The organism is Serratia sp. Je.1.23.a (assembly GCF_051129805.1).
GTDB lineage: Bacteria > Pseudomonadota > Gammaproteobacteria > Enterobacterales > Enterobacteriaceae > Serratia > Serratia liquefaciens.
In genome coordinates, this window is sequence record NZ_JBCPSR010000003.1 from 509,259 (window position 1) to 528,693 (window position 19,435).

Consider the following 19,435-nt stretch of genomic DNA (forward strand, 5'->3'; position numbering starts at 1 on the left):
ATATATTCCTCACCAGGATTTATTTTATATAAATTTCATTTCAATAATAGATACATACCTTAAAAATTCGGCTGAAGGCATCTGCATTCAGCCGAAAACTGATTATTTCCAGTCGGGATTATTCTCAAACTGTTGTTTCAGCAACGCCTTCATATCGTCGTTCGGTTTACCCAGCCATTGGTATTTGGCGTATTTCTTCGGATGGTCAACCGCTTCCGGCTTATCCGCCACCTCAACGCGCACGGCCCAGGCCTGTGATTTGTCTTCCTTAAACGCCACTATCATAAAGTTGTTGGCGCAGTCATGCGGCTTGCACAGATTGCCCACCAGATAGTTCTGCCCTTTCCAGCTCAGGCTCTGCGCCGGCGTGGAGGTTCCCATCCCCTTGCGCGCCCAACCCGGCAAGCGAGCCTGCCCTTTGACCATATTTTGCCAACTGGTCTGGTAACCCGGCTGTTGGATCACGTCCGAGGTGGTGACGATCTGCTGAGCGAAACCACCCACGCTGAAGCTGAGTAACGCGCCGAAGATGGCGCCGCGAAGTGCGTTTTGTCCTGTCATGGCCTTCTCCCTAGAATAATTCGGTTGCACCCGGCCCAAGCCGGGTCTGGATCTAGTCAGACCACAAGGGTAGCAAAAAGTTGGCTTACCACCAGGCATGAAAATGATGTACCGGCCCAATACCGTGCCCCACTTCCAGGGTATCCGCCTGCAGCAAGGCCTGTTGCAAATAGTCCTTGGCGGCAGCGACCGTTCCGGCCCAGTCGTCGTGACGCGGTCGCAGCGCCGCCAGGGCGGCAGACAGCGTACAGCCGGTGCCGTGAGTATGTCGGGTCGCCACGCGCGGCGCGGTAAACCGCAGCTCCTGCTCGGCCGTAAACAGCCAATCCGGACTTTCGCTTTCGCTAAGGTGACCCCCTTTCATCAACACCGCCTGGCACCCCATCGCCAGGAGCGCCCGGCCCTGCTCGCGCATCTGGCGCTCATTTTCCGCCGGGGCGCACGCCAGCAGCGCCGCCGCCTCCGGCAGGTTCGGCGTGATGATCGACACCAGCGGCAACAGTTCACGACGGATCGAATCCACCGCTTCCGGCGCCAGCAGCGGATCGCCGCTTTTTGCCAGCATCACGGTATCCAGTACCACAAACGACGGCTGATAATGGCGCAAACGCTCCGCCACCGCCTGCACAATATCGGCGTTGGCCAACATGCCAATCTTGGTGCTGTCGATGCGCAGGTCGCTGAAGACGGAATCCAGCTGAGCGGCGACAAAGGCCGGATCTATGTTGTAGACCGACTGCACACCACGGGTGTTTTGCGCCACCAGCGCGGTAATCACCGAGGCACCATAGGCCCCCAACGCAGAGAAAGCTTTTAGATCTGCCTGAATGCCGGCGCCGCCACTCGGATCGGTCCCGGCAATTGTCAGTGCGTTAATGCGTTTCATTGCAGTTCCTCCGGGCGCAGTTGATACAGTGCGTCGAGGAACGCCGGGGTGAAACTGCCCGGCCCGGCGGCACGGCGCGTGGCCCGTTCACCGCAAAGCGACATCACCCGGCAGGCGGTCGCCACGTTATCGAGCCGATCGCCCGGTAAACTGCAAAATGCCGCCACCACTGCAGAAAGTGCACAACCGGTACCGACCACCCGCGTCATCAGCACATCGCCGCCGGTGACCGCCCAGTCACGCTGGCCATCGGTGATGTAATCAACAACGCCGGTTACTGCCACTACCGCACCGCTGCTGCGTGCCAATTCGCGCGCCGCCGGCAATGCCGCCAGCGAGTCGTCTGCACTGTCGACGCCACGTCCGTTAGCCTGCAGACCGCTCAGCGCCATGATTTCAGAAGCGTTGCCGCGGATCGCCGCCGGCTTCTCACCCAACAAACGATGGGCAAACGCGGTGCGATAGACCAACCCGCCGACCGCTACCGGATCCAGCGTCCAGGGGGTTTGTGCCACGTTGGCAGCTTCCACCGCGGCCAGCATGGATTCAGCGCGTGATGCATTGAGGGTGCCGATGTTGATCAGCACCGCATCCGCCAGTCGGCTGAACTGCGCCGCTTCGGTCGGTTCCACCACCATTGCCGGCGAAGCGCCGAGCGCCAACAGGACGTTAGCCGTCAGTTCCTGCACCACTTCGTTGGTCAGGCAATGGATCAGGGGCGATTGGCGTTTAAATTGAGTCAAACAGGCCGCGGCGCGGGCGCCGGGGAAAACATCAGGTCGAGCGAACATATTCCTCCCAACCGGCGTTCAAGAAGGCGGGTACCGGTTGGGGCACCGAGACTTCCCTACGCTGGCATAATCCAGATCAGGTAATACGGGTAAAATCTCAGCCACCGCACATCGCGCAGGGCACCCCGAGTCAAGACGGTCATTATTGGGGTTGCCGCCGGTGAGGTCAATCGCGCTATAGTGTCAAAAAATAAAAAGGAGGCGCCATGCAGATAAGAAAATACCAAGAGGCCGATCGCCCCTTCCTGCGTACCCTGTATCTGGCTTCGCGCAAAGCGGCATTTCCGTGGCGCGATACCGAAGATTACCGGCTGGAGGATTTCGATCGCTCAACGCTGGGCGAAGATATTTGGGTGGCGGAAGATCAGGGGAAGCGGCTGGGATTTGTGTCGATTTATCGCCAGGACAACTTTATTCACAACCTGTATGTCGATCCGCATCTGCCGCCGCTCGGCGTCGGCAGCGCACTGTTACAAGCGGCGGAACAGACCTTTACCGCCACCGGTTCGCTGAAATGCCTGGTGAAAAATGAGAAGGCGCTGGCGTTCTACCACAAGCATGGTTGGCGAATCATCACTACCGGCAATGACGGCGGGGAAGAATATTACCTGCTGCACTCCCCGGCAAAATAAAATAAGGGCACAGCGCAAACCGTGCCCGTTCATTAAAGCCCCCGGCTCAGGCGACAGAAGCTGCCGGGGTCAGTTTTGCACGTGCGCGGATATTTCTGACCAACAGCCCCGACACTATGATCCCGGCACAGGCAAACATACCCATCAGCCCGAAAACAATCTTGTAACCGGTCAGTCCTGGGAAGGCATCGAGAATATGACCGTACAGGCTAAAACAGAACATCGCCGGGGCATAACCGATAAAGCTGCCCAGCGCCATAGCCGCACCGGTATGTTCTTCGTCAATGCCGGCCTCACCGATGGGGGCAAAGAACACCGCTCTTTGGGTAAAGACCACTGCACCAAATCCCAGCGTACAGGCCATGCCCAAGTAAACCGGCATTTGTTCATGCGGTAACAGGATCAATAGCGCCAGCGCAATGGCGCTGATAATAAAGGTATAGAATAAATACTTGCTGGGAGACTTTAATACTTTATCGGCACTGAGACCACCAATCGGCCCCCCCACCATTTTTAAGCAGTATTGATTAATGATCCCGTAAGCACCCACCAGTGCAATCGGCAGCGCATAGACATGACTCAGGAAAGGAATAAAGAACGTCAATCCGCAATACACCGCGTAAACACAGAAAACGCTGAAGGCAATCAGCCATACCGTTTTGTTTTTCAATACGCTGCCCATGCCAGGCTTTTTATTAACGAGGGGTTGTTCTTTAGCGGGTAACTTTTCCTCTGGGCTTTCTTTCATCACCAACAGAATAATAACCCCTACGCAAATAGCGATGGCCGAATAAAACAATATGCCGACTTTAAAACCCAGGTAGCCGCTACCAAATGCGGTAAACAGCGCCAGCGCAGAAAAGGCCACCACCGTGTCGACAACCCCGCGCCCGGTTTCAAAAAAGCCGAACAACCGCCCCTGCTGAGTATTATCCCCCAGCATACTCACCGATTTGAGCAGCACCGGCCAATTCAGCATGTCACAGGTCACGCCGAACAGCGCCCAGACGAACAGTATGCCCCAGTACCCCGGCATGCTGGACAGGTAGATGCCAAGCAAGCCAGTAGCAATCAGCGAAAACGACATGGTAAAACGTCGCGGCAGACGATCGGAAAAATAGATTGATAAGAAGAAGCCAATGGTCGTCACAATCGAGTTAACCGACATGGCATTGCCTATTTCGCCGTTACTCAAGTGAAAATATTGTTGCATCGGAACATAAAAAGCATCTTTAAGGGAAGGCAATTTATAGATTGTCCCTCCACATAAAACCAACAAGCTAAATAACGCCCATCTTTTTTTAGTTAACATAGTCCCCTCACAGCCAATAATTAATAAGCGGTGTTGTTTACCCGATAATGAGGCGAGCGTTCATCGCTCATCAGCGAGAATATGTGATTTATAGATTTATTTTTATATTATGCCGGATTTAGCAGTTCCTGAGCTTGCTGCGTTAAACTGTCAATGATGGTGCGAACATAGTGAATTTGATTTAGAGCATCTTGAGTTTCTTTCTTTAATCGCGCTTCCAACCCTTGCTCCGGTAACGCTGTTTCACTCATTTCTCGCCATGGAATGGGAGGATTATTCCCTTCGTCGCTGAAACGAAACGGCGGTGCGTAATAATCCACCTCTTCTTCCAGCCCGTAGGCGGTGACCTGTGGTTGATCTTCACCCAGACAGATCAGCCCCAATAACAGTTCTCGGAATGGCAGATCTCCCTGTCCGGAAATACAGGCGCGATGCCCCATCCCATTGTTCTCTCGCACAATAATTGCGTCCTTGATGTGCACCTGAGTGATTTCCCCACTCATTGCCGCCAGTGCCGGCAGCGGCTCTTCATTGGCGTTAATCATGTTGGCGAAATCAAACAGCAGGGAAAGCTGAGGGAAATCTGCCGCCCGGACCAGGCTGACCAATTCATGGCTCTTGAGATCTTCATGCTGTTCCAGAGTAAAACTCAGACCGCTGTGTTGATAACGCTGTTTGATGTACTGAATATCCGCACCGATACGCGCCAACACCTCTTGCAAAGGGCCCTGATAGCGCGGATAAAAACGCACTGAGCTGGCCCCACATTTCAGCGCGATATTCACCGCCTGATCGATAGTTTGCGAGTCGGAGGCGCTGGTTTCGATATGAATATCCAATCCATAGCGCCGAGCCTGTTCGCCAAACCGGCGCAGCCGGGCATCATCAGCATGGCAAAGCGCCTGACTTTCCCCATCCAGCACATGCACCTTCACCCCTCGCAACCGCTGCTGATGGGCGATGCTCAGCAAATCCTCTGGCAGGATCTTCTCCATACGCATATTGAGATGAAAGGCGTAAGCATGCAGGTAAAGGGGCAAGTTATGCGCCCGTAGAAGGACTTTCTCCGCCGTTAAGCGATCCATGATATTCACCTATAAGTTAATAAAGAAATCTACCGACTCGAAGCGCCAGTGCTCGATATCCACCTGCACGATACGGCGTTCGGCATCGGCACGATGCTTTTCGACCAAAATCGCAGGCGTGCTGGCGTTTCCGCCCATCACCTTGCAGGCCTCTCCGGATAACCGAGTGGGTTTAAAGGCCAGATGACGGGTTCGCGTGGAAGTGCCATAAGCCTGTTCCCACACCTCGGCAAACGAGTTCTCACCCAGACGTTCGATAAAACCGGGTGCCACTCGCGGGCTGATAAAGGTTTCGTGATAAAACACGATGTGATTATCCAGCGCTCCCCAACCAGAAATCTTGTAGATCTCGCTCGCCGCGTCGACCTGCAATAACTCTTTGATAAACCCCGGAGCTGCCAATACGCACTCTTTGGTCATATAGTCCCAGGAGGGACAACGGCCCTGCTCGATAGCCGCCTGTTTGAAACTGGTAGAGGAATTGGGGTTGTAGTTAAAACGCGGCAGTGCCGCAAACCAACCCCGTCGATCCTTGCGGAAGATCCTCGATTCGCTTTCCAGGAACAACAGCGCCTGACGTAACGTCATGCGTTTGATGTTCAGCAACTCTCCCAGTTCTCGCTCCGAAGGAAGCTTGTCACCGGGGGCGATTGCCCCCTGGCTCAGCCAGTCATTCAACCGGGCCTTTGCCAATTCAACGGTTGAGCTGTTTTCCATATCCATACCTAATTGGTTTAAACCAGATTGCACAACAGTATCGCGGTGAATTATGACAAACAATGGGGGTATTGGATTTTATGTGTGACTTCGGTCCCAGAACAGAAGGGATCTTGGCAACCTTGGGCAAGATCCCCCTCCGGTCCTCTCTTACTGCGGATTAAACAAGGGGCCAGGCAGAATCAAAAACGCCGTCATTTTCCCAATGTCGTCGGCATCGCACGCAACGTCAGGCCCCAGAACACCAGGGCAATAAAGCTGACGCCCGCCCCCAGCCAGCACACCCCCTGCCAACCAGCCAGGGCGAATACGTGAGTGCTGGCAAAAGCGCCGAGCCCACTGCCAATGGCATAGAACAGCATGTAGACGCCCACTAACCGGCTATGCGCCTGCGGATGTGCGCTGAAAATCAGGCTCTGATTCAACACATGAATGGCTTGGCCTGCCAAATCGAGCAATACAATGCCGATAATCAACCACCCCAGGCCATAACCCAGCATGCCGAGCGGCAGCCAGGCCAGCACCAACAGCAGCAGACAGATGCCGCTCGCTACCTGCGCCAAGCCGCGGTCCGCCAGGTGCCCTGCTCTTACCGCCGCCAGCGCCCCCACTGCGCCCACCAGGCCAAAGGCACCAATCACCGAATGCGAAAAGTTGAACGGTGCCTGACTCAGCGGCAGCACCAATGCACTCCAGAAGATGCTGAATGCCGCAAACATCAACAGCGCCAGCATGCCGCGAATTTGCAACGTGCGATCGCGCAGCAACAGCGTCAGCATCGAACGCAGCAAGGCGGTGTAGCTAAGCGTTGAAGGCGGCGTGCTCGGTGCAGGCAGCAAACGTGCCAGAATCGGCAGCAAGACCAGCGTCACTCCGGCGGAAAAAAAATACACCGTGCGCCAACCTCCTGCGTCTGCCAACGCGCCGGACAGGGTTCTCGCCAATAGCAGACCCAGCACCACGCCACCCTGCGCCGCCCCCACGACCCGCCCACGCTCATGAGGTGCCGCCAGCGTGGCGGCAAAAGCGATGAGTCCTTGCGTCATGGCGGTGCCCAATAATCCCACCAGCAACATGCCGATCAGCATAAGCAGGCTGCTGTTTGCCCAACCGACCATGCACAATGCGGCAATCAACAACAGTTGCTGTACCGCTAACAGCCGATGGCGATTAATGCGATCCCCCAGCGGTACTACCAATAACAGCGCCAACGCGCAACCAAGCTGGGTGGCGGTGATCACCATACCCACCGACGCCACGCTGATAGCAAATTCCTGGGCTATGGCATCCAACAACGGCTGGGCGTAATAGACATTAGCCACGCTAAAAGCGCTGGCACCGGCCAGCAACAACACCAGCGAAGCCGGCAGCCGACTCAGTCCCCCCGCCTGAGATACGCAGATCGGATCCAGCGTTTTGTCACTCATCGTTTTCTCCAAAGTGGTTTCATTATTAAACCCAATGGACATTACGCGCAGAGGTTTTATAATGCAACCAGATAGTGTGGCAGGAGGGATAACGTGAAACGTAAAAGCCTGGAAGATGCGCCGTGCCCGGTGGCACGCACTTTGGATGTGATTGGCGACTGGTGGTCACTGTTGATTGTGCGCGACGCGTTCGACGGCGTGCGCCGCTTCAGTGAATTCCAAAAGGGGCTGGGGATGGCGAAAAATATCCTTTCCACCCGTCTGCGCACCCTGGTGGCACAGGGCATTCTGGAGATCGCACCGGCCTCAGACGGCAGCGCCTATCAGGAGTATATTCTCACCGACAAGGGCCGGGCCCTGTTCCCGGTGATCGTGGGCTTGCGCCAATGGGGGGAAGATCATCTGTTTGCCGAGCAAGAGGCGCATTCAACCTTGGTCGAAAGCGACAGCGGCCAACCGATCCCGCGCATGACGCCGACCGGCAGCGTCGGGCAAACGCTCACACCGCTGAATACCCGGGTGGTAAAGGTGGGTGAAGAGTAAAATCACATTAGTTGAACCTACAGCCGCTGAGACAGATGTTTGGCTGGAACGCGGCTTTGGAGCAAAACTGCAAGAATGGTAATTTCGCTGTTTGCTGTAGCGTAATAAATCATATGGCTGAGATAGGGAAAGCTATAAACACCGGTCCCTGGATCCTCGACTCGATGCTGCCCAATGCCTGGTATTTCCGTCAGGTTGGTTAATCCTTGGCGCAGTCTTACAAGGTAATCTCTGGATTGCTGTATGCCCCAGTTGCTCAATGTGTAGTCGCGAATCTCCCGGATATCGCTTTGCGCCTCACCGGTCAGTCGGTAACTGGCCATTTATCCTTTATCCTGCTCCAGCAGTTCAGAGAAAAACGTCTCGCCATCAACGGTATTGCCGATCGCCATATCATGCTGGGAGCGCTGAATCTTCATTTGTAACAGTTGGAGTTTCATCGCTTCAATTTGCTCGTAATCTTCGGCAGTCACCGCAACGGGCTTGCCATTACGGGTGATTTGTACCGGTTCACGCTGAGCCTTAAGCAGCAAATCGCCAAACTGGGTTTTGGCTTCATTGGCTGTCAGAATATGCATTTTCATTACCTTTCGACTGAATCGTTCGATTCGCTCATTCGATTTCTTGAGCAAAAATTATTCACACGATTTTATTGGGGGCGATCTTTCGGTTTACGCATTACCCCATATGCCCCTTCGCAAGGCCTCAAGGGTTACTGTATAGTCCGCGTTTTACGGGGAAATCATGCTGACTCAATCATCCATTCGCCTTAATAAATACATTAGCGACAGCGGCATCTGCTCTCGCCGCAGTGCCGATCGTCATATCAAACAGGGCAACGTTTTCATCAACGGCAACGTAGCCGCCGTGGCCGCTCAGGTATTTGTCGGGGACGTGGTGCAAGTTAACGGCCAGCGGATTGAGCCACGTAATGCGGAAGATTTGGTGCTTATCGCGCTGAACAAGCCGGTGGGCATCATCACCAGCATGGGAAAGCACGTGCAAAATAACATCGGTGATTTCGTCAATCACAGCAAACGCACCTTTCCTATAGGCCGTCTGGACAAAGATTCCCAGGGGCTGATTTTCCTGACCAATCACGGCGAACTGGTCAATAAGATCCTTCGTGCCGGCAATAACCACGAAAAAGAGTATCTGGTTACCGTCGATAAGCCGCTGACCGACGCGTTTATTCAGGGGATGAGCGCCGGTGTCCCCATCCTGGATACGGTGACGAAAAAGTGCCGGGTGGAGAAAATCGCGCCGCAGATGTTTCGCATCACGCTGGTTCAGGGCCTTAACCGCCAAATCCGCCGTATGAGCAAATACTTTGGTTATCACGTCACCAAACTTGAGCGTGTGCGCATTATGAATGTCGATCTGACAGGATTGCCGCTGGGCGAATGGCGAGATTTGACCGGTGACGAAAAGAACGTGCTGTTTAAGCTGATTGAGCACTCATCTTGCGAGGATGTTCGCCTGCCCGTTTCGCTAGCGCCTGATGTCAGCGAAAATCTCGACACGGAGTGAAGGTTTTCTGGAGCAGAGATATCGCCAGGCAACCAGGTAAAACTGCAAGTTGCCCAACGACATCTCAAGACCAAAGGCCCTTTTCCTCAGTGAATCAGAACGACCATCTGATATTGGCATTGACCGAATTGACCTGGGTATCAGAACCGTACTGCCCCTGATAACCGAGAGCCAACGTAGTGGAACGCGACAGCTTCACGCTCACCCCCACATCCGCCACCAGCAGATTGTCATCTACCGCCTGTCCCTGCGTGATAAATGCGTCGCTGCCGGCAAATGCCATGCGCGATGACGTATTTTTATCGCCGTAAGCGTGCTGCCAGCCTAATGAACCGTAAAGGCTGACGTTTTTCGGCAGTTCGGTAGATCCCCGCACGCCCAACGTTGAATAGAACGTATTCATCGTTTCATTACGGACGCTCAGCGCCGCTGCCCCGCCTTTCTCCTGGAAGTTATCGGTATGCAAACGGATATAACTCAGGTTGACGAATGGCTCGATATTCGCATCCAACTGACCAAAACGGTAACCCGCTTCGGTGAACGCCAGCAGCGAGTCTGCGTCATAGTCCGCCTTGAGCCGATCCGAGTAATTGCCGAAATTAACGTTGCGCTCATTTTCGAGTCGGTGCCAGGTATAGCCCAGCGCACCGCGCAGGGAGAAGGCATCCTGCTGCCCTGCAGCGTACAGACCCAGGTGGTAATTATCGCTGTCGGAACTGGAGCGACGGCTATCGACATCATAGTCGCCACGGCTATAGCCTACGTATCCCCCAACGCGGATACTGTGGTCAGCGAGTTTCCGATCGGCGCCTAACAGGAAACCGCTGGTGTGGCCGTCCAATTTCCCAACGTTGTCATTACCGCTGTTTCTCATCCAGGAGCCGAACGTCTGTCCCCAAACGCCGTTATTTTCAGCCTGAGCCGGTTGAACCAACGTCATCGCCATCGGTGGAACAGGCAGCGCATCATTATCAAATACGCGAAGCATGCGCTGATTCAACACGTTGAGCAGCATGCTACTGCCGGCGATCAGGTTAGACTGAATGGACGGATAAACTTCACCGGACAGTTGATTGAACGCCTCGCGCGCTTCCGGTGCGCTCAACAGCAGCACAGAGTTATACAAGGCCAGCGAAGGACCGCTTTGCGTTAACGTCGAGAGCGCACCGGCGGTATTCCACTGATTGCTGCTTTGCGCGACCGTTTGGAAAATACCAGGCTTGCCGCCTTCACCTGGCTTGCCGCCCTCGCCTGGGTTACCGCCTTCGCCTGGGTTACCGCCTTCGCCTGGGTTGCCACCTTCACCTGGGTTGCCACCTTCACCTGGGTTGCCACCTTCACCTGGGTTGCCACCTTCACCTGGGTTACCACCCTCGCCTGGGTTACCGCCCTCGCCTGGGTTACCGTCCTTTTGTGCAATCGTCAGATCCACGGCATTGGTGCTGTGGTTAAGCGCAACGTCCAAAAATGCAGATTTTGAGACGGCTTCAGCAAACCGACCGTCAATCCCGCCATCTGAAGTCAAAATGCGATAGCTTTGGCCGGTTTGATAGCTGGTTTGCGGATCCAACGCGGTCACCTGCACCTTGGCCTGATCGCTGATGGTGGTTTTGCCTGAAACGACCAGTTTGTCGCTGCTGCCATCACCGGCGATATCGACGTCATAGAAGGATTCACCCAGGAAATTCAGATAGCGTTTCAGCGTCAGGGTACCGATGTTGCCGTCGCCAGGGGAAATATGGCCGCCGGACTGGATTTCAGTCTGCCCCAAGGTGCCGTTGCCGCCCAGCATCCCGCCAGCTTTGATTGACGCGGCGCTGCTGTAACCCAGACCATTGCTGACATCGGAACCGGCAGTGGCGTTCAGGATCAGCGTGCCGCCATTCTCGGCGCTCAGCGTCTGCACATCGAAAACGTTGTCTTCTTGCTGCGTATTGATGTCGCTGGCGATGGTGATTTTGCCGCCGCGTGCGGTGACATTCGCCTGGAGTTGAGTCAGGTCGCCGCTCAGCGTCGTCTGGCCGGCCGTGTTGATGACTTCGCCTTCGCCGACCATCTTGTTGCGGAAATCGTAGTTATCTGAGTTGTGATTAAAGTAAACGTAGCTGCCGAACAATCCGCCACGCAGATTGACCACCGTTTGGGCATCGACAGTACCCGCACCACCCGCCGCGCCGAGCGTAGGTTCGGTCAAGCCGGTGCCGGTATCCATGTTGCCGCGGCTGCCGATAATCAACGCGCCGCGGTTAGAGCCGGACCCGGTATCCCCCAGCCGCAATTCGTTGCTGCCGGCAGAGAATGAGCCGCCATCAACAACCGACAGCACCCCGTTGCCATAATCCCCAACGTTGACATTGCCCGCACTGGTAAAGCGTGAGCCGTTGCCGGCGATGTAAAGCTCTGCGGTTTTTCTTGAGCCTGAAACACCGGCAATCTCCGCGCTACCAACGTTGACCGCACCGCCGTTCAGCACGTCCACATCGCCATTGGCGGTGAGCGACTGGGTGATATTCCACAGAGAGTTATTACCGGTCACCGTGGCTTTGGGGTTGAGCTTGTCAGCTTCATCGGGGCGAAAACCGCTGTCGATTCTGGCGGCGGCCGTGGTGGTCACTACCCCGCCATCTTCAATCAGCAAGGTTGAACGTGCGCCCTGTCCGAAGCCGAGACCGAGTCTCTCACTGATCACCTGGGAACCGGCCCCTTTGACATTAAGATGGCTGTCATACCCCCCGGTGGTGCCGACGATAATCTCTTCCGCCGTCGCCAATCCTCCCTCTTCTACCCGTAACGTCCCCAGCCCCAGATTCAGACTGCCGTGCATAACGGATTGGTCATTGATCGCATTTAATACGGCATTTGGTCCTTTGACCGTGACCAGGCTTTCGTATATCTGGCCATTAGCACGACGGCCAATATTGACGTTATAGGCATTGATTTGGCCATTATCGATCAACAGGTTTCCACTTTGATTACGGCCGACGTAAACATCCCCGGTGTAAGTCAAAGATTCGGTAATACGTGATTCACCATCAAAAATAGCATCATCGGCACGCGCCACGTCGGCTGGGCCAATCAATATCAACGGTGCGGAAAAAAGTGCGAGGTAAACTTTCGAAAGCGGTTTTCTTACCGCTAAGTTATGCGATGTTTTATCTTTCATGTTTTCTCTCCGGCCCAATTATCTGATGCCATCAAAGTTATTATTTATATGAAAAACTCAATGCATTAGAGGATGCGCGGCGCGTTTTGCGAGAACACAGGCTGATTTGTCATCGAGACACTAGCTTATTGCCCCCCAGCGCTAACGTCTCGATGCCAAAATTATGGGGACTGCGGATCGGTATTGATCATCCACCCTCGCTAAACGCGTCAGGTGAATTATTTATGCGTAACGACCGGGGTACAGCTTGGTGTGCTTAACGACGGGGCTGAACCTAAAATACCCGGCATCATCATCGAGGAACAGTCAAAGATTCGTCCTTTCTCCGTAGTGGCACGGTAAGAAAGTTTTTGCCCGCCAAGGGCGTCGGGTTGGGCACCATTAACATTGGTGACGGTAATTTCATCCGATGAACCCAGGCCCAGCATTTTGGCCGTTTCCGCCTGCAGCAACGGTATTGCCTGATCGGTTTTCAATGTGGAACAGCCAGCTACCAGAAGCGTAACGGTTAATGCGATAAGTGGTTTTCTCATAAATTGTCCTTTGTAACCAAACAGTTCCAAATGCTGAATGGCTTTATGTTTTACCTTATCAAAATCCCTGAATAATATATTTCCCTTTCCTAACCGAAAAAACCCTCCTAAAGTAGGGAGGGTAGAAAATAACAAGTCGTCAGACCAATCTGATAGGTTTTAGCAAAAGGAGATACCCTTGGGGCAGGATTATGCGTTGGTCGTTGATGACCATCCGTTGGTGGCAAGTGGCATCGCCAATTTCCTGAATACGCACTGTCGATTTAAACACGCCTACGTGATGACAAACGAGGAGAGTTGTTATCGACATATTCTGGAAAATGGCGCCCCGCGTTTAATCGTCATCGACTTTTGGTTATCCGACGGCACGGCATTAAAATTACTCAAAGAGATCAGGCAGCTTTACCCACAGGTAAGATTATTAGTGGTCAGCGGCGATGAAAATAATGAAATAGGCCAAAAGGTACGTGATGCCGGAGGCCATGGTTTCGTGCTCAAAAATGAGCCGCCAGAATTATTCGCCAAAGCCGTTGCTGCGCTGTTAGAAAATCAAAGCTGGTTTCCTATGGATAATCTATTGGAGGCTTCCAGTGCCAAAAACCATCTTCAAAACTTCAATTTAACGCCGCGACAAATTGACGTTTTGACCATGATGATGCGCGGTTTTCCCAATAAGAGAATAGCCTCTCAGCTTGCTATTTCCGAACCTACGGTTAAAGAGCACATCAGCAATATCCTTAAAAAAATAGGCGTAAACAGTCGGGTAGAAGCTATTACGTTACTGCATGGCAGGCAGGGGCCGTCCGAATGAAACTACTTCAATCTTTACAAGATGATGGCATTTCGTCGCACGCGCAAATCCGATTATTGAACAATACGTTTATTCGATTGGTCTTTAGTTTCAGTGCTGTGCCCTGCGTCGGCATCCCCTTTGCTATTTGGATTTATTTACTGGGTGAACCGCTGTGGCCGATAATCAGCTGGATAATAGTGTATTTATTCTGCGCTTTGGCTATCCGATTATGGCACCAAAGATATCAACGCGAAGCGGAGAAAGAGGATGCGGGCGTTATTCTTAACCGCTGGCTCCCACATATCAACAAAGTCGCCTTCGTACATGGGATAGGTATATCCTCATTATATTTAATAACCCCACAAATAAATAATTTCGATTTTTTCCTGTTATTAAATATCAGCATCGCGGCCATCGTCGCGGCGAACGCGACCCATTTGACGCCCATCATCAGTACCTTTACCCTGTTTTTCTTTGCCTGCTGGGGCATGCTTAACGTTGGCATCATTTGGCGTTTAAACGACGTCATGCTCATTGTGTTGATGCTCAACCTGCTTTACGGGTTCGCCATCTACCGCCACGCATTGAGTTCTCATCAGTTTTTTATTCAGCAAGCCCGTCTCGAAGAGAAGAGCTCTCGCCTTGCGGAGCAATTCCGCCAGGCCAAAGAGGAGGCGGAACAAGCCCTGCTCGATAAAAACCAGTTTCTGACCACCGCCAGTCACGACTTGCGCCAACCGGTACATGCCATGGGTTTCCTGATCGAGGCCATCATCCATAAAAATCGCGATGCCTCTTTAACCCCCCAGCTGTTGGATCTGCAGCAGAGCGTGCGCTCCGTGCACCTGATGTTCAATTCTTTGCTCGATCTCAGCAAGATTGAGTCCGGCAACGTCAGTACGGCGACCACCTATGTCGATATTGGAACCCTGCTTGACTCGGTGATTACCCTGTTCCGTGAAGAAGCGAACAGCCGGGGATTATCCCTGCGGACATGGCGCCCCAAGCGACGCATTGCCCTGATGGGCGATCAATTGCTCATCCGACAATCACTGATTAACCTGATACAAAATGCGCTGCGCTACACCCAGAAAGGCGGCGTATTGATTGCCATCCGCCCACAAAAGGGAGAATGCCTGATCGAAGTCTGGGACACCGGCGTGGGCATCGCCGACGAAGAGAAAGGCAAAATCTTCTCCCCCTACTATCGCCCCGAACTGGCGTGGAAAATCGATAGCGCCGGTCATGGGTTAGGCCTTGCGGTAGTGGCCCGCTGCGCCAAATTGATGAAGGTGAAATACGGCATGCGCTCCGTGGAGGGCAAGGGATCGCATTTCTGGATGCGCTTTGCCCTCTATACCGGCGAAGTCAAAGCGCCAGAAAACCTCAACGCCTATACCCACAGCCAGATCCCTACCCGCTATGAGTCATTGAGCGGCGCCTGCCTGGTGGTGGATGATGATCCGCTGGTCACCTCCGCCTGGTCGAGTTTGATGAGTACCTGGGGGATCACGGTGCGCTGCGCCGCTTCCGCCGAGGAGGCTTTTGCGATTATCGACGCAGGCTTCACCCCCTTCGCCGTGCTTTGCGATCAACGGCTCCGCTCCGGTGAAAGCGGCTTCGATATATTGAAAGCGCTGTTCGAACGCCTGCCGAACACCAGCGGCGCCATGGTCAGCGGGGAATTTAACTCCCCCATTTTGCAAGAGGCCGAACAGGAAGGTTATCTGGTATTAAGAAAGCCGCTGGAACCCGCGAAGCTGCATGCCTTGCTGTCGCAGTGGTCATCCTGCTAGCCGGCGCCAGGCCTGTTCGGGGCTGTACCCTGCCGACGTTGCATTTCCGGCATCGGCAAGATTGCGGCTGAGGCTGCCGCTTAGGCACCAAGATTGCGCAGCAGGCCTTCGAGGTTGCGCTCACCTACCTTGGTTTGGGCGCCCGCCTTCAGTCCGCCCCGAATGCGTCTCTCCGCTGCAGGGCGTTCAAAAAGCCCCGCCCAGGCCTCATGCTCACGATAAAAACCTTCCCGCAGATCTGCCGCCGGCATCGCCTGCTTGGCCGCCGCGATAACCCCTTCGGGCAGTGCCGCAATGTTGTGCGCCAGGCGTTCGACAAAGTCGTCGAGTTCGGATGCGGGCAAGGCGCGGTTAATCCAGCCATAGCGCTCTGCGGTCGCCGCGTCGATAAGATCGGCTCCCAGGATCACTTCAAGCGCGCGACCACGCGTCATGCGGTTCGTCAGGTATTGCGTCGCGCCGCCACCGGGCGTAATGCCCATCAAGGCTTCGCATTGGGCCAGTCCTGCCCGCCCTTCGGCGGCAAAAGCCATGTCGGCCGCCGCAACGAATTCTGCGCCGCCCCCACGCGCCAACCCGGCAAGCTTAACGATAGTCACCTGGGGCTGGCTGCGCAGCAACTCACCGAATGCCTGGAACGGGTTGAGCCCTTCCGGCGCATTACGCGCCAGCTCATCGAAAGCATGCGGTTCATCGATTAAGGTCATGTCGACATGAGCAATGAAGAACTCCGGATCCGCACTCTGGAAAACCAGCACGCGAGTATCCGGGTCGCCACGCAAGGCACGCAGTAAGCGGCTGATTTCCGACATCAAAGCCACATCAAGCACGTTGACCGGCGGATTATTGAGGGTGATCGTCAAGACCCCCTTTGCGTGAGACAAGCTGAGTTTGCTGAAATCGGTATCTTTCATGTCGATGTCCTTGTTTGTCAGGCGTATCGGCGCTGGACTTTCGCGCCGCTGATCGAATGGTATACTTTGCATACCTGGCGTCAATTACGCACTTGAAGCATCCCAGGGATGCTGGAGGATACCGATGGAGACGAATGAAACTGTCTACCGCGCTGACTGCCCGAGCCGAATCATTCTCGACCAGATCGCGGACAAATGGTCAATGATGGTGCTGGAGGTGCTGCGTGAGCCGAGGCGCTTCAATGCGATCAAGCGTCGCCTTGATGGCGTCACTCAACGTGTGCTCACCCAGACGCTGCGCAAGCTGGAGCGTAACGGCATGGTGAACCGCAAGGTTTTGGATGGGCGGGTGCTCGGCGTCGAGTATTCGCTGACGCCGCTCGGCCAGTCATTGCAAGGGCCGTTCTCTATTCTGTTTGAGTGGACTATGGGGAATATGGAGGCTATTCAGGACTGCCGGCGCAGATATGATGAGCAAAACCAGCAGCTTGAACAGTGAGGCTCCTGCCTCACTTTTCCTTGCGATGAATGGCCGCGTACATCCAGTAATCACCCGGCGATAACCGAAACTCTAGAAATGAGAGGGAGGCGATCAGAGGTTGCGGAATATTCCCGAGATCAGCGTCCTGGAAAGCAGAGAAGTCGGGTCAGCCCACTCCATCAGCACATCGAAATGGTTGCAATGGGGCACCTCGAGCAGATCCGTTTCCGCACCGGCCGCTTTATACAAAGAGGCAAAGGCTTCGGACTGCCGCTTGAAGCCGGGCGGATCGCCTTCAGCCCAGGCAACGGTGATGGGGCACCCCGGCGCAGGGATGTGACGCATCGGGCTGTAATCGGCCACGCTGGTGTCGGAGAGTGCCAGCCATGCCTGCACGGGCGTCTTCATCAAAGGTGCGAGTTCAAAAAGCCCGCTGATGGGAAAAGCAAACTTCACCACATCGGTCGGCACGCCAAAAGCTACATGCCAGCCTGGTGCTAATAGTGTTGCAAGCAAATGGCCACCAGCAGAACTGCCACCCAGCGAGATCCGTTGCGGATCCAGCCCAAACTCATGTCCCCGCCGCCAAATGAACGCCACGGCACTGCGTACGGCATGGACGATGTCACCGATGCCGGCTGCCGGCGCGAGTGGATAATCTATAACCACCGTGGCAATGCCATTTGCCGCTAATGTGCCCGCCATCATCGCGGAATCTTCTTTCGACAGCGCTCGCCAGTATCCCCCGTGAATAAAAAGAAAAACGGGCAGCAGCGGCCCGTTTCCATTCACCGTTGGCCCATAAATATCCAGAGCCTGACCACTTTTCTGGCAATAGGTGATATCAAAATGGAGGCCATAAGCCAGTTTCATCTTTTCAGACTGCGAGCGATAACGCGCCATTTCTTTGGCAAAGCCATCGACACCTACCGTAGCGCGTGCATCGTAATCCTCATTGAGGCGTGCCGGATCCATAAACACTTCGTCTGCCAAAAGCGTCATTTTTCAACCTCCCTGATGAATACCGCCATATCCCAGCGGCTGCGGACAAAAAAAGTGGTTAGTCCCGGCCCCGTTTCTCGGGCCGGAGCAATGATCAGGCCAAAGTGCCCGTCGGCAGGCTTAATGCCGTTTTCATACGCTCTGCGCCGATCTGCTCGCAGCGTCCGGTGATACGCAAAACGGCCGATCGAACGTCGTCTGGCCACAGGTTCATATGCCCCATGCGTTCCGCCGTATCTTGGGTATGTTCGGTCAACGGCCTTTCCTGCGCTTCCCAGGCTGCCAGCGCCGCCGGAATATCCCGGTTATTTTCCAGACTGACCGCCAATCCAAGAGCATTCATCAGTGCGCAACCGCCCCCTTGGCCGAGGTAAGGCGGCATCGCATGGGCTGCATCGCCGAGGATCGCCACCTGCCCTTTGCTCCAGGCCTTGAGCTTCAGCACCTCAAACGCATCCCAGCGGCCGGCCTCGCCAAAACGTGCGATCAGGCCGGAAAGGTGTGGGAAGGATTTGCGCCAAAGTGCCGGGGCAATCGGAAGCTGATAGGCACCCACATCGTCCTCAGCGCAGCACAGTGCAACATAAAGATCGGTCGCGCTGGCGGGCGTATAAAGGATCCGCCTCGTGCCTGAAAAGTACTCAATGTAGTTCGAACGATCTGCAGGCGGTACGTCATCGTCATCACGCTTCAACATCATTCTGACCGCGCCATAGTACAGCGGCTTGCGGTACATCAGCAGGTCCAGAGACTCTCTCACCCGCGAGTTGATACCGTCAGCGCCGATCACCAAATCGGCTGACAGCGTTCGCTTGTCCGCCATCAGCAGCTTTCCATCCGGTGTCGCCCCCACCGCCTCGGAATCGCTGACAATTTCAGCACCGGCGCGGCGAGCCGCATTGAGCAAAGACAGCAGCAGCCGCTCGCGCAGGATGGTAACCAGACGTGGGGCACCACTGCTGTTGATCGGTATATCCTCCATCGTTGCGTTGCCGTGATCCCGAGTCTGGAATACGGCCCCTTCGTGTGCCCCCACCATAGCTTCGTCATAGGCTCCAATCGCCTCGAGCACACGCAGCCCATTACTCCAGATATAGATGCCCGCACCAAAGGTGCGCAGGTTTGCCGAACGCTCATGCACTCTCACGCTCCAGCCACGCTGAGCCAGCGCCGCCGCCGCCGTAAGCCCGGCGATACCTGCCCCAGCAATTTCTGCATGCAGTTGCTTCATACCCTCTCCTCAGCCCCGTTTGTTTTTGATCGTACCCG

At 54.7% G+C, this 19,435-nt stretch carries 20 protein-coding genes and 1 riboswitch; of the genes, 6 read left to right on the forward strand and 14 right to left on the reverse strand.

Annotated features, from left to right (window positions below):
• Window positions 1-102: 102 nt before the first annotated feature.
• From AAZT04_RS14645 to thiM, 3 genes are all read right to left on the reverse strand, one after another.
• Window positions 103-561 carry an inhibitor of vertebrate lysozyme family protein gene (locus AAZT04_RS14645; RefSeq protein WP_046372928.1) on the reverse strand — a complete coding sequence of 153 codons (459 nt, stop codon included), beginning with the start codon at window positions 559-561 and terminating at the stop codon, window positions 103-105.
• A gap of 85 nt (window positions 562-646) precedes the next feature.
• On the reverse strand, window positions 647-1,447 hold the full coding sequence (gene thiD / locus AAZT04_RS14650; RefSeq protein ID WP_046372927.1) for a bifunctional hydroxymethylpyrimidine kinase/phosphomethylpyrimidine kinase: 801 nt from the start codon (window positions 1,445-1,447) through the stop codon (window positions 647-649).
• Window positions 1,444-2,238 (reverse strand): hydroxyethylthiazole kinase, encoded by a 795-nt coding sequence (gene thiM, locus AAZT04_RS14655; RefSeq protein WP_048762743.1) that lies wholly within the window; start codon window positions 2,236-2,238, stop codon window positions 1,444-1,446. Before thiM ends, thiD begins: the two co-directional genes overlap by 4 nt.
• A 36-nt stretch (window positions 2,239-2,274) precedes the next feature.
• A riboswitch (TPP riboswitch) is annotated at window positions 2,275-2,376 on the reverse strand.
• Window positions 2,377-2,444: 68 nt separating this feature from the next.
• On the opposite strand from thiM, the gene AAZT04_RS14660 reads away from it, so the two are divergent.
• Window positions 2,445-2,870 (forward strand): GNAT family N-acetyltransferase, encoded by a 426-nt coding sequence (locus AAZT04_RS14660; protein WP_046372925.1) that lies wholly within the window; start codon window positions 2,445-2,447, stop codon window positions 2,868-2,870.
• A gap of 46 nt (window positions 2,871-2,916) precedes the next feature.
• On the opposite strand, the gene AAZT04_RS14665 is transcribed toward AAZT04_RS14660, so the two are convergent.
• The 4 genes from AAZT04_RS14665 to AAZT04_RS14680 form a co-directional block, all read right to left on the reverse strand.
• Window positions 2,917-4,182, reverse strand: a complete 1,266-nt coding sequence (locus AAZT04_RS14665) for an MFS transporter (protein ID WP_434680637.1) — start codon at window positions 4,180-4,182, stop codon at window positions 2,917-2,919.
• 107 nt (window positions 4,183-4,289) lie between these two features.
• Window positions 4,290-5,267 (reverse strand): sugar phosphate isomerase/epimerase family protein, encoded by a 978-nt coding sequence (locus tag AAZT04_RS14670; protein ID WP_261159267.1) that lies wholly within the window; start codon window positions 5,265-5,267, stop codon window positions 4,290-4,292.
• A 9-nt stretch (window positions 5,268-5,276) separates the two neighbouring features.
• Complete coding sequence (locus AAZT04_RS14675) at window positions 5,277-5,984, reverse strand: GntR family transcriptional regulator (RefSeq protein WP_046372922.1); 708 nt, start codon at window positions 5,982-5,984, stop codon at window positions 5,277-5,279.
• 194 nt (window positions 5,985-6,178) lie between these two features.
• Entirely contained in the window at window positions 6,179-7,411 is a 1,233-nt protein-coding gene (locus AAZT04_RS14680; RefSeq protein WP_129941442.1) for an MFS transporter, read from the reverse strand.
• Window positions 7,412-7,504: 93 nt separating this feature from the next.
• Here AAZT04_RS14680 and AAZT04_RS14685 point away from each other — a divergent pair, with 93 nt between their 5' ends.
• On the forward strand, window positions 7,505-7,954 hold the full coding sequence (locus tag AAZT04_RS14685) for a winged helix-turn-helix transcriptional regulator (protein WP_020828124.1): 450 nt from the start codon (window positions 7,505-7,507) through the stop codon (window positions 7,952-7,954).
• A 17-nt stretch (window positions 7,955-7,971) separates the two neighbouring features.
• On the opposite strand, the gene AAZT04_RS14690 is transcribed toward AAZT04_RS14685, so the two are convergent.
• The gene (locus tag AAZT04_RS14690) at window positions 7,972-8,277 is read right to left on the reverse strand and encodes a type II toxin-antitoxin system RelE/ParE family toxin (protein WP_262259513.1); all 306 of its coding nucleotides are present in this window, start codon (window positions 8,275-8,277) and stop codon (window positions 7,972-7,974) included.
• Window positions 8,278-8,532, reverse strand: coding sequence for a type II toxin-antitoxin system Phd/YefM family antitoxin (locus tag AAZT04_RS14695; protein WP_048762739.1), 255 nt, complete (start codon window positions 8,530-8,532; stop codon window positions 8,278-8,280). It lies immediately after the preceding gene.
• Window positions 8,533-8,698: 166 nt separating this feature from the next.
• Here AAZT04_RS14695 and rluF point away from each other — a divergent pair, with 166 nt between their 5' ends.
• A complete protein-coding gene (gene rluF, locus AAZT04_RS14700; RefSeq protein WP_115058273.1) occupies window positions 8,699-9,484 on the forward strand; it encodes a 23S rRNA pseudouridine(2604) synthase RluF in 786 nt (261 codons plus the stop codon).
• Between the two features lie 94 nt (window positions 9,485-9,578).
• Here the strand turns inward: rluF and AAZT04_RS14705 are convergent, their stop codons facing one another.
• Window positions 9,579-12,647, reverse strand: a complete 3,069-nt coding sequence (locus tag AAZT04_RS14705) for an autotransporter outer membrane beta-barrel domain-containing protein (RefSeq protein ID WP_434680642.1) — start codon at window positions 12,645-12,647, stop codon at window positions 9,579-9,581.
• A 218-nt stretch (window positions 12,648-12,865) separates the two neighbouring features.
• Window positions 12,866-13,180, reverse strand: a complete 315-nt coding sequence (locus AAZT04_RS14710; protein WP_041414827.1) for a lipoprotein — start codon at window positions 13,178-13,180, stop codon at window positions 12,866-12,868.
• A 178-nt stretch (window positions 13,181-13,358) separates the two neighbouring features.
• Between AAZT04_RS14710 and AAZT04_RS14715 the strand changes: the two genes are divergently transcribed.
• On the forward strand, window positions 13,359-13,991 hold the full coding sequence (locus AAZT04_RS14715) for a response regulator transcription factor (protein ID WP_129983491.1): 633 nt from the start codon (window positions 13,359-13,361) through the stop codon (window positions 13,989-13,991).
• Entirely contained in the window at window positions 13,988-15,769 is a 1,782-nt protein-coding gene (locus tag AAZT04_RS14720; RefSeq protein WP_434680645.1) for an ATP-binding protein, read from the forward strand. The genes AAZT04_RS14715 and AAZT04_RS14720 overlap by 4 nt, the downstream gene beginning before the upstream one ends.
• A gap of 80 nt (window positions 15,770-15,849) precedes the next feature.
• Here the strand turns inward: AAZT04_RS14720 and AAZT04_RS14725 are convergent, their stop codons facing one another.
• Window positions 15,850-16,683 carry an enoyl-CoA hydratase/isomerase family protein gene (locus AAZT04_RS14725; RefSeq protein WP_434680647.1) on the reverse strand — a complete coding sequence of 278 codons (834 nt, stop codon included), beginning with the start codon at window positions 16,681-16,683 and terminating at the stop codon, window positions 15,850-15,852.
• A gap of 124 nt (window positions 16,684-16,807) precedes the next feature.
• Between AAZT04_RS14725 and AAZT04_RS14730 the strand changes: the two genes are divergently transcribed.
• Window positions 16,808-17,182, forward strand: coding sequence for a winged helix-turn-helix transcriptional regulator (locus tag AAZT04_RS14730; protein WP_020828133.1), 375 nt, complete (start codon window positions 16,808-16,810; stop codon window positions 17,180-17,182).
• Window positions 17,183-17,275: 93 nt separating this feature from the next.
• On the opposite strand, the gene AAZT04_RS14735 is transcribed toward AAZT04_RS14730, so the two are convergent.
• Together AAZT04_RS14735 and AAZT04_RS14740 are read right to left on the reverse strand one after the other, a co-directional pair.
• Window positions 17,276-18,166, reverse strand: a complete 891-nt coding sequence (locus AAZT04_RS14735; RefSeq protein WP_020828134.1) for an alpha/beta hydrolase — start codon at window positions 18,164-18,166, stop codon at window positions 17,276-17,278.
• Between the two features lie 94 nt (window positions 18,167-18,260).
• Complete coding sequence (locus AAZT04_RS14740; protein ID WP_434680649.1) at window positions 18,261-19,397, reverse strand: FAD-dependent oxidoreductase; 1,137 nt, start codon at window positions 19,395-19,397, stop codon at window positions 18,261-18,263.
• Between the last annotated feature and the right edge of the window lie 38 nt (window positions 19,398-19,435).

Coding starts and splice junctions, on each gene's coding strand:
- AAZT04_RS14645 (WP_046372928.1), bottom strand. CDS start 561: ATGACAGGACAAAACGCACTTCGCGGCGCCATCTTCGGCGCGTTACTC.
- thiD (WP_046372927.1), bottom strand. CDS start 1,447: ATGAAACGCATTAACGCACTGACAATTGCCGGGACCGATCCGAGTGGC.
- thiM (WP_048762743.1), bottom strand. CDS start 2,238: ATGTTCGCTCGACCTGATGTTTTCCCCGGCGCCCGCGCCGCGGCCTGT.
- AAZT04_RS14660 (WP_046372925.1), top strand. CDS start 2,445: ATGCAGATAAGAAAATACCAAGAGGCCGATCGCCCCTTCCTGCGTACC.
- AAZT04_RS14665 (WP_434680637.1), bottom strand. CDS start 4,182: ATGTTAACTAAAAAAAGATGGGCGTTATTTAGCTTGTTGGTTTTATGT.
- AAZT04_RS14670 (WP_261159267.1), bottom strand. CDS start 5,267: ATGGATCGCTTAACGGCGGAGAAAGTCCTTCTACGGGCGCATAACTTG.
- AAZT04_RS14675 (WP_046372922.1), bottom strand. CDS start 5,984: ATGGAAAACAGCTCAACCGTTGAATTGGCAAAGGCCCGGTTGAATGAC.
- AAZT04_RS14680 (WP_129941442.1), bottom strand. CDS start 7,411: ATGAGTGACAAAACGCTGGATCCGATCTGCGTATCTCAGGCGGGGGGA.
- AAZT04_RS14690 (WP_262259513.1), bottom strand. CDS start 8,277: ATGGCCAGTTACCGACTGACCGGTGAGGCGCAAAGCGATATCCGGGAG.
- AAZT04_RS14695 (WP_048762739.1), bottom strand. CDS start 8,532: ATGCATATTCTGACAGCCAATGAAGCCAAAACCCAGTTTGGCGATTTG.
- rluF (WP_115058273.1), top strand. CDS start 8,699: ATGCTGACTCAATCATCCATTCGCCTTAATAAATACATTAGCGACAGC.
- AAZT04_RS14705 (WP_434680642.1), bottom strand. CDS start 12,647: ATGAAAGATAAAACATCGCATAACTTAGCGGTAAGAAAACCGCTTTCG.
- AAZT04_RS14710 (WP_041414827.1), bottom strand. CDS start 13,180: ATGAGAAAACCACTTATCGCATTAACCGTTACGCTTCTGGTAGCTGGC.
- AAZT04_RS14720 (WP_434680645.1), top strand. CDS start 13,988: ATGAAACTACTTCAATCTTTACAAGATGATGGCATTTCGTCGCACGCG.
- AAZT04_RS14725 (WP_434680647.1), bottom strand. CDS start 16,683: ATGAAAGATACCGATTTCAGCAAACTCAGCTTGTCTCACGCAAAGGGG.
- AAZT04_RS14730 (WP_020828133.1), top strand. CDS start 16,808: ATGGAGACGAATGAAACTGTCTACCGCGCTGACTGCCCGAGCCGAATC.
- AAZT04_RS14735 (WP_020828134.1), bottom strand. CDS start 18,166: ATGACGCTTTTGGCAGACGAAGTGTTTATGGATCCGGCACGCCTCAAT.
- AAZT04_RS14740 (WP_434680649.1), bottom strand. CDS start 19,397: ATGAAGCAACTGCATGCAGAAATTGCTGGGGCAGGTATCGCCGGGCTT.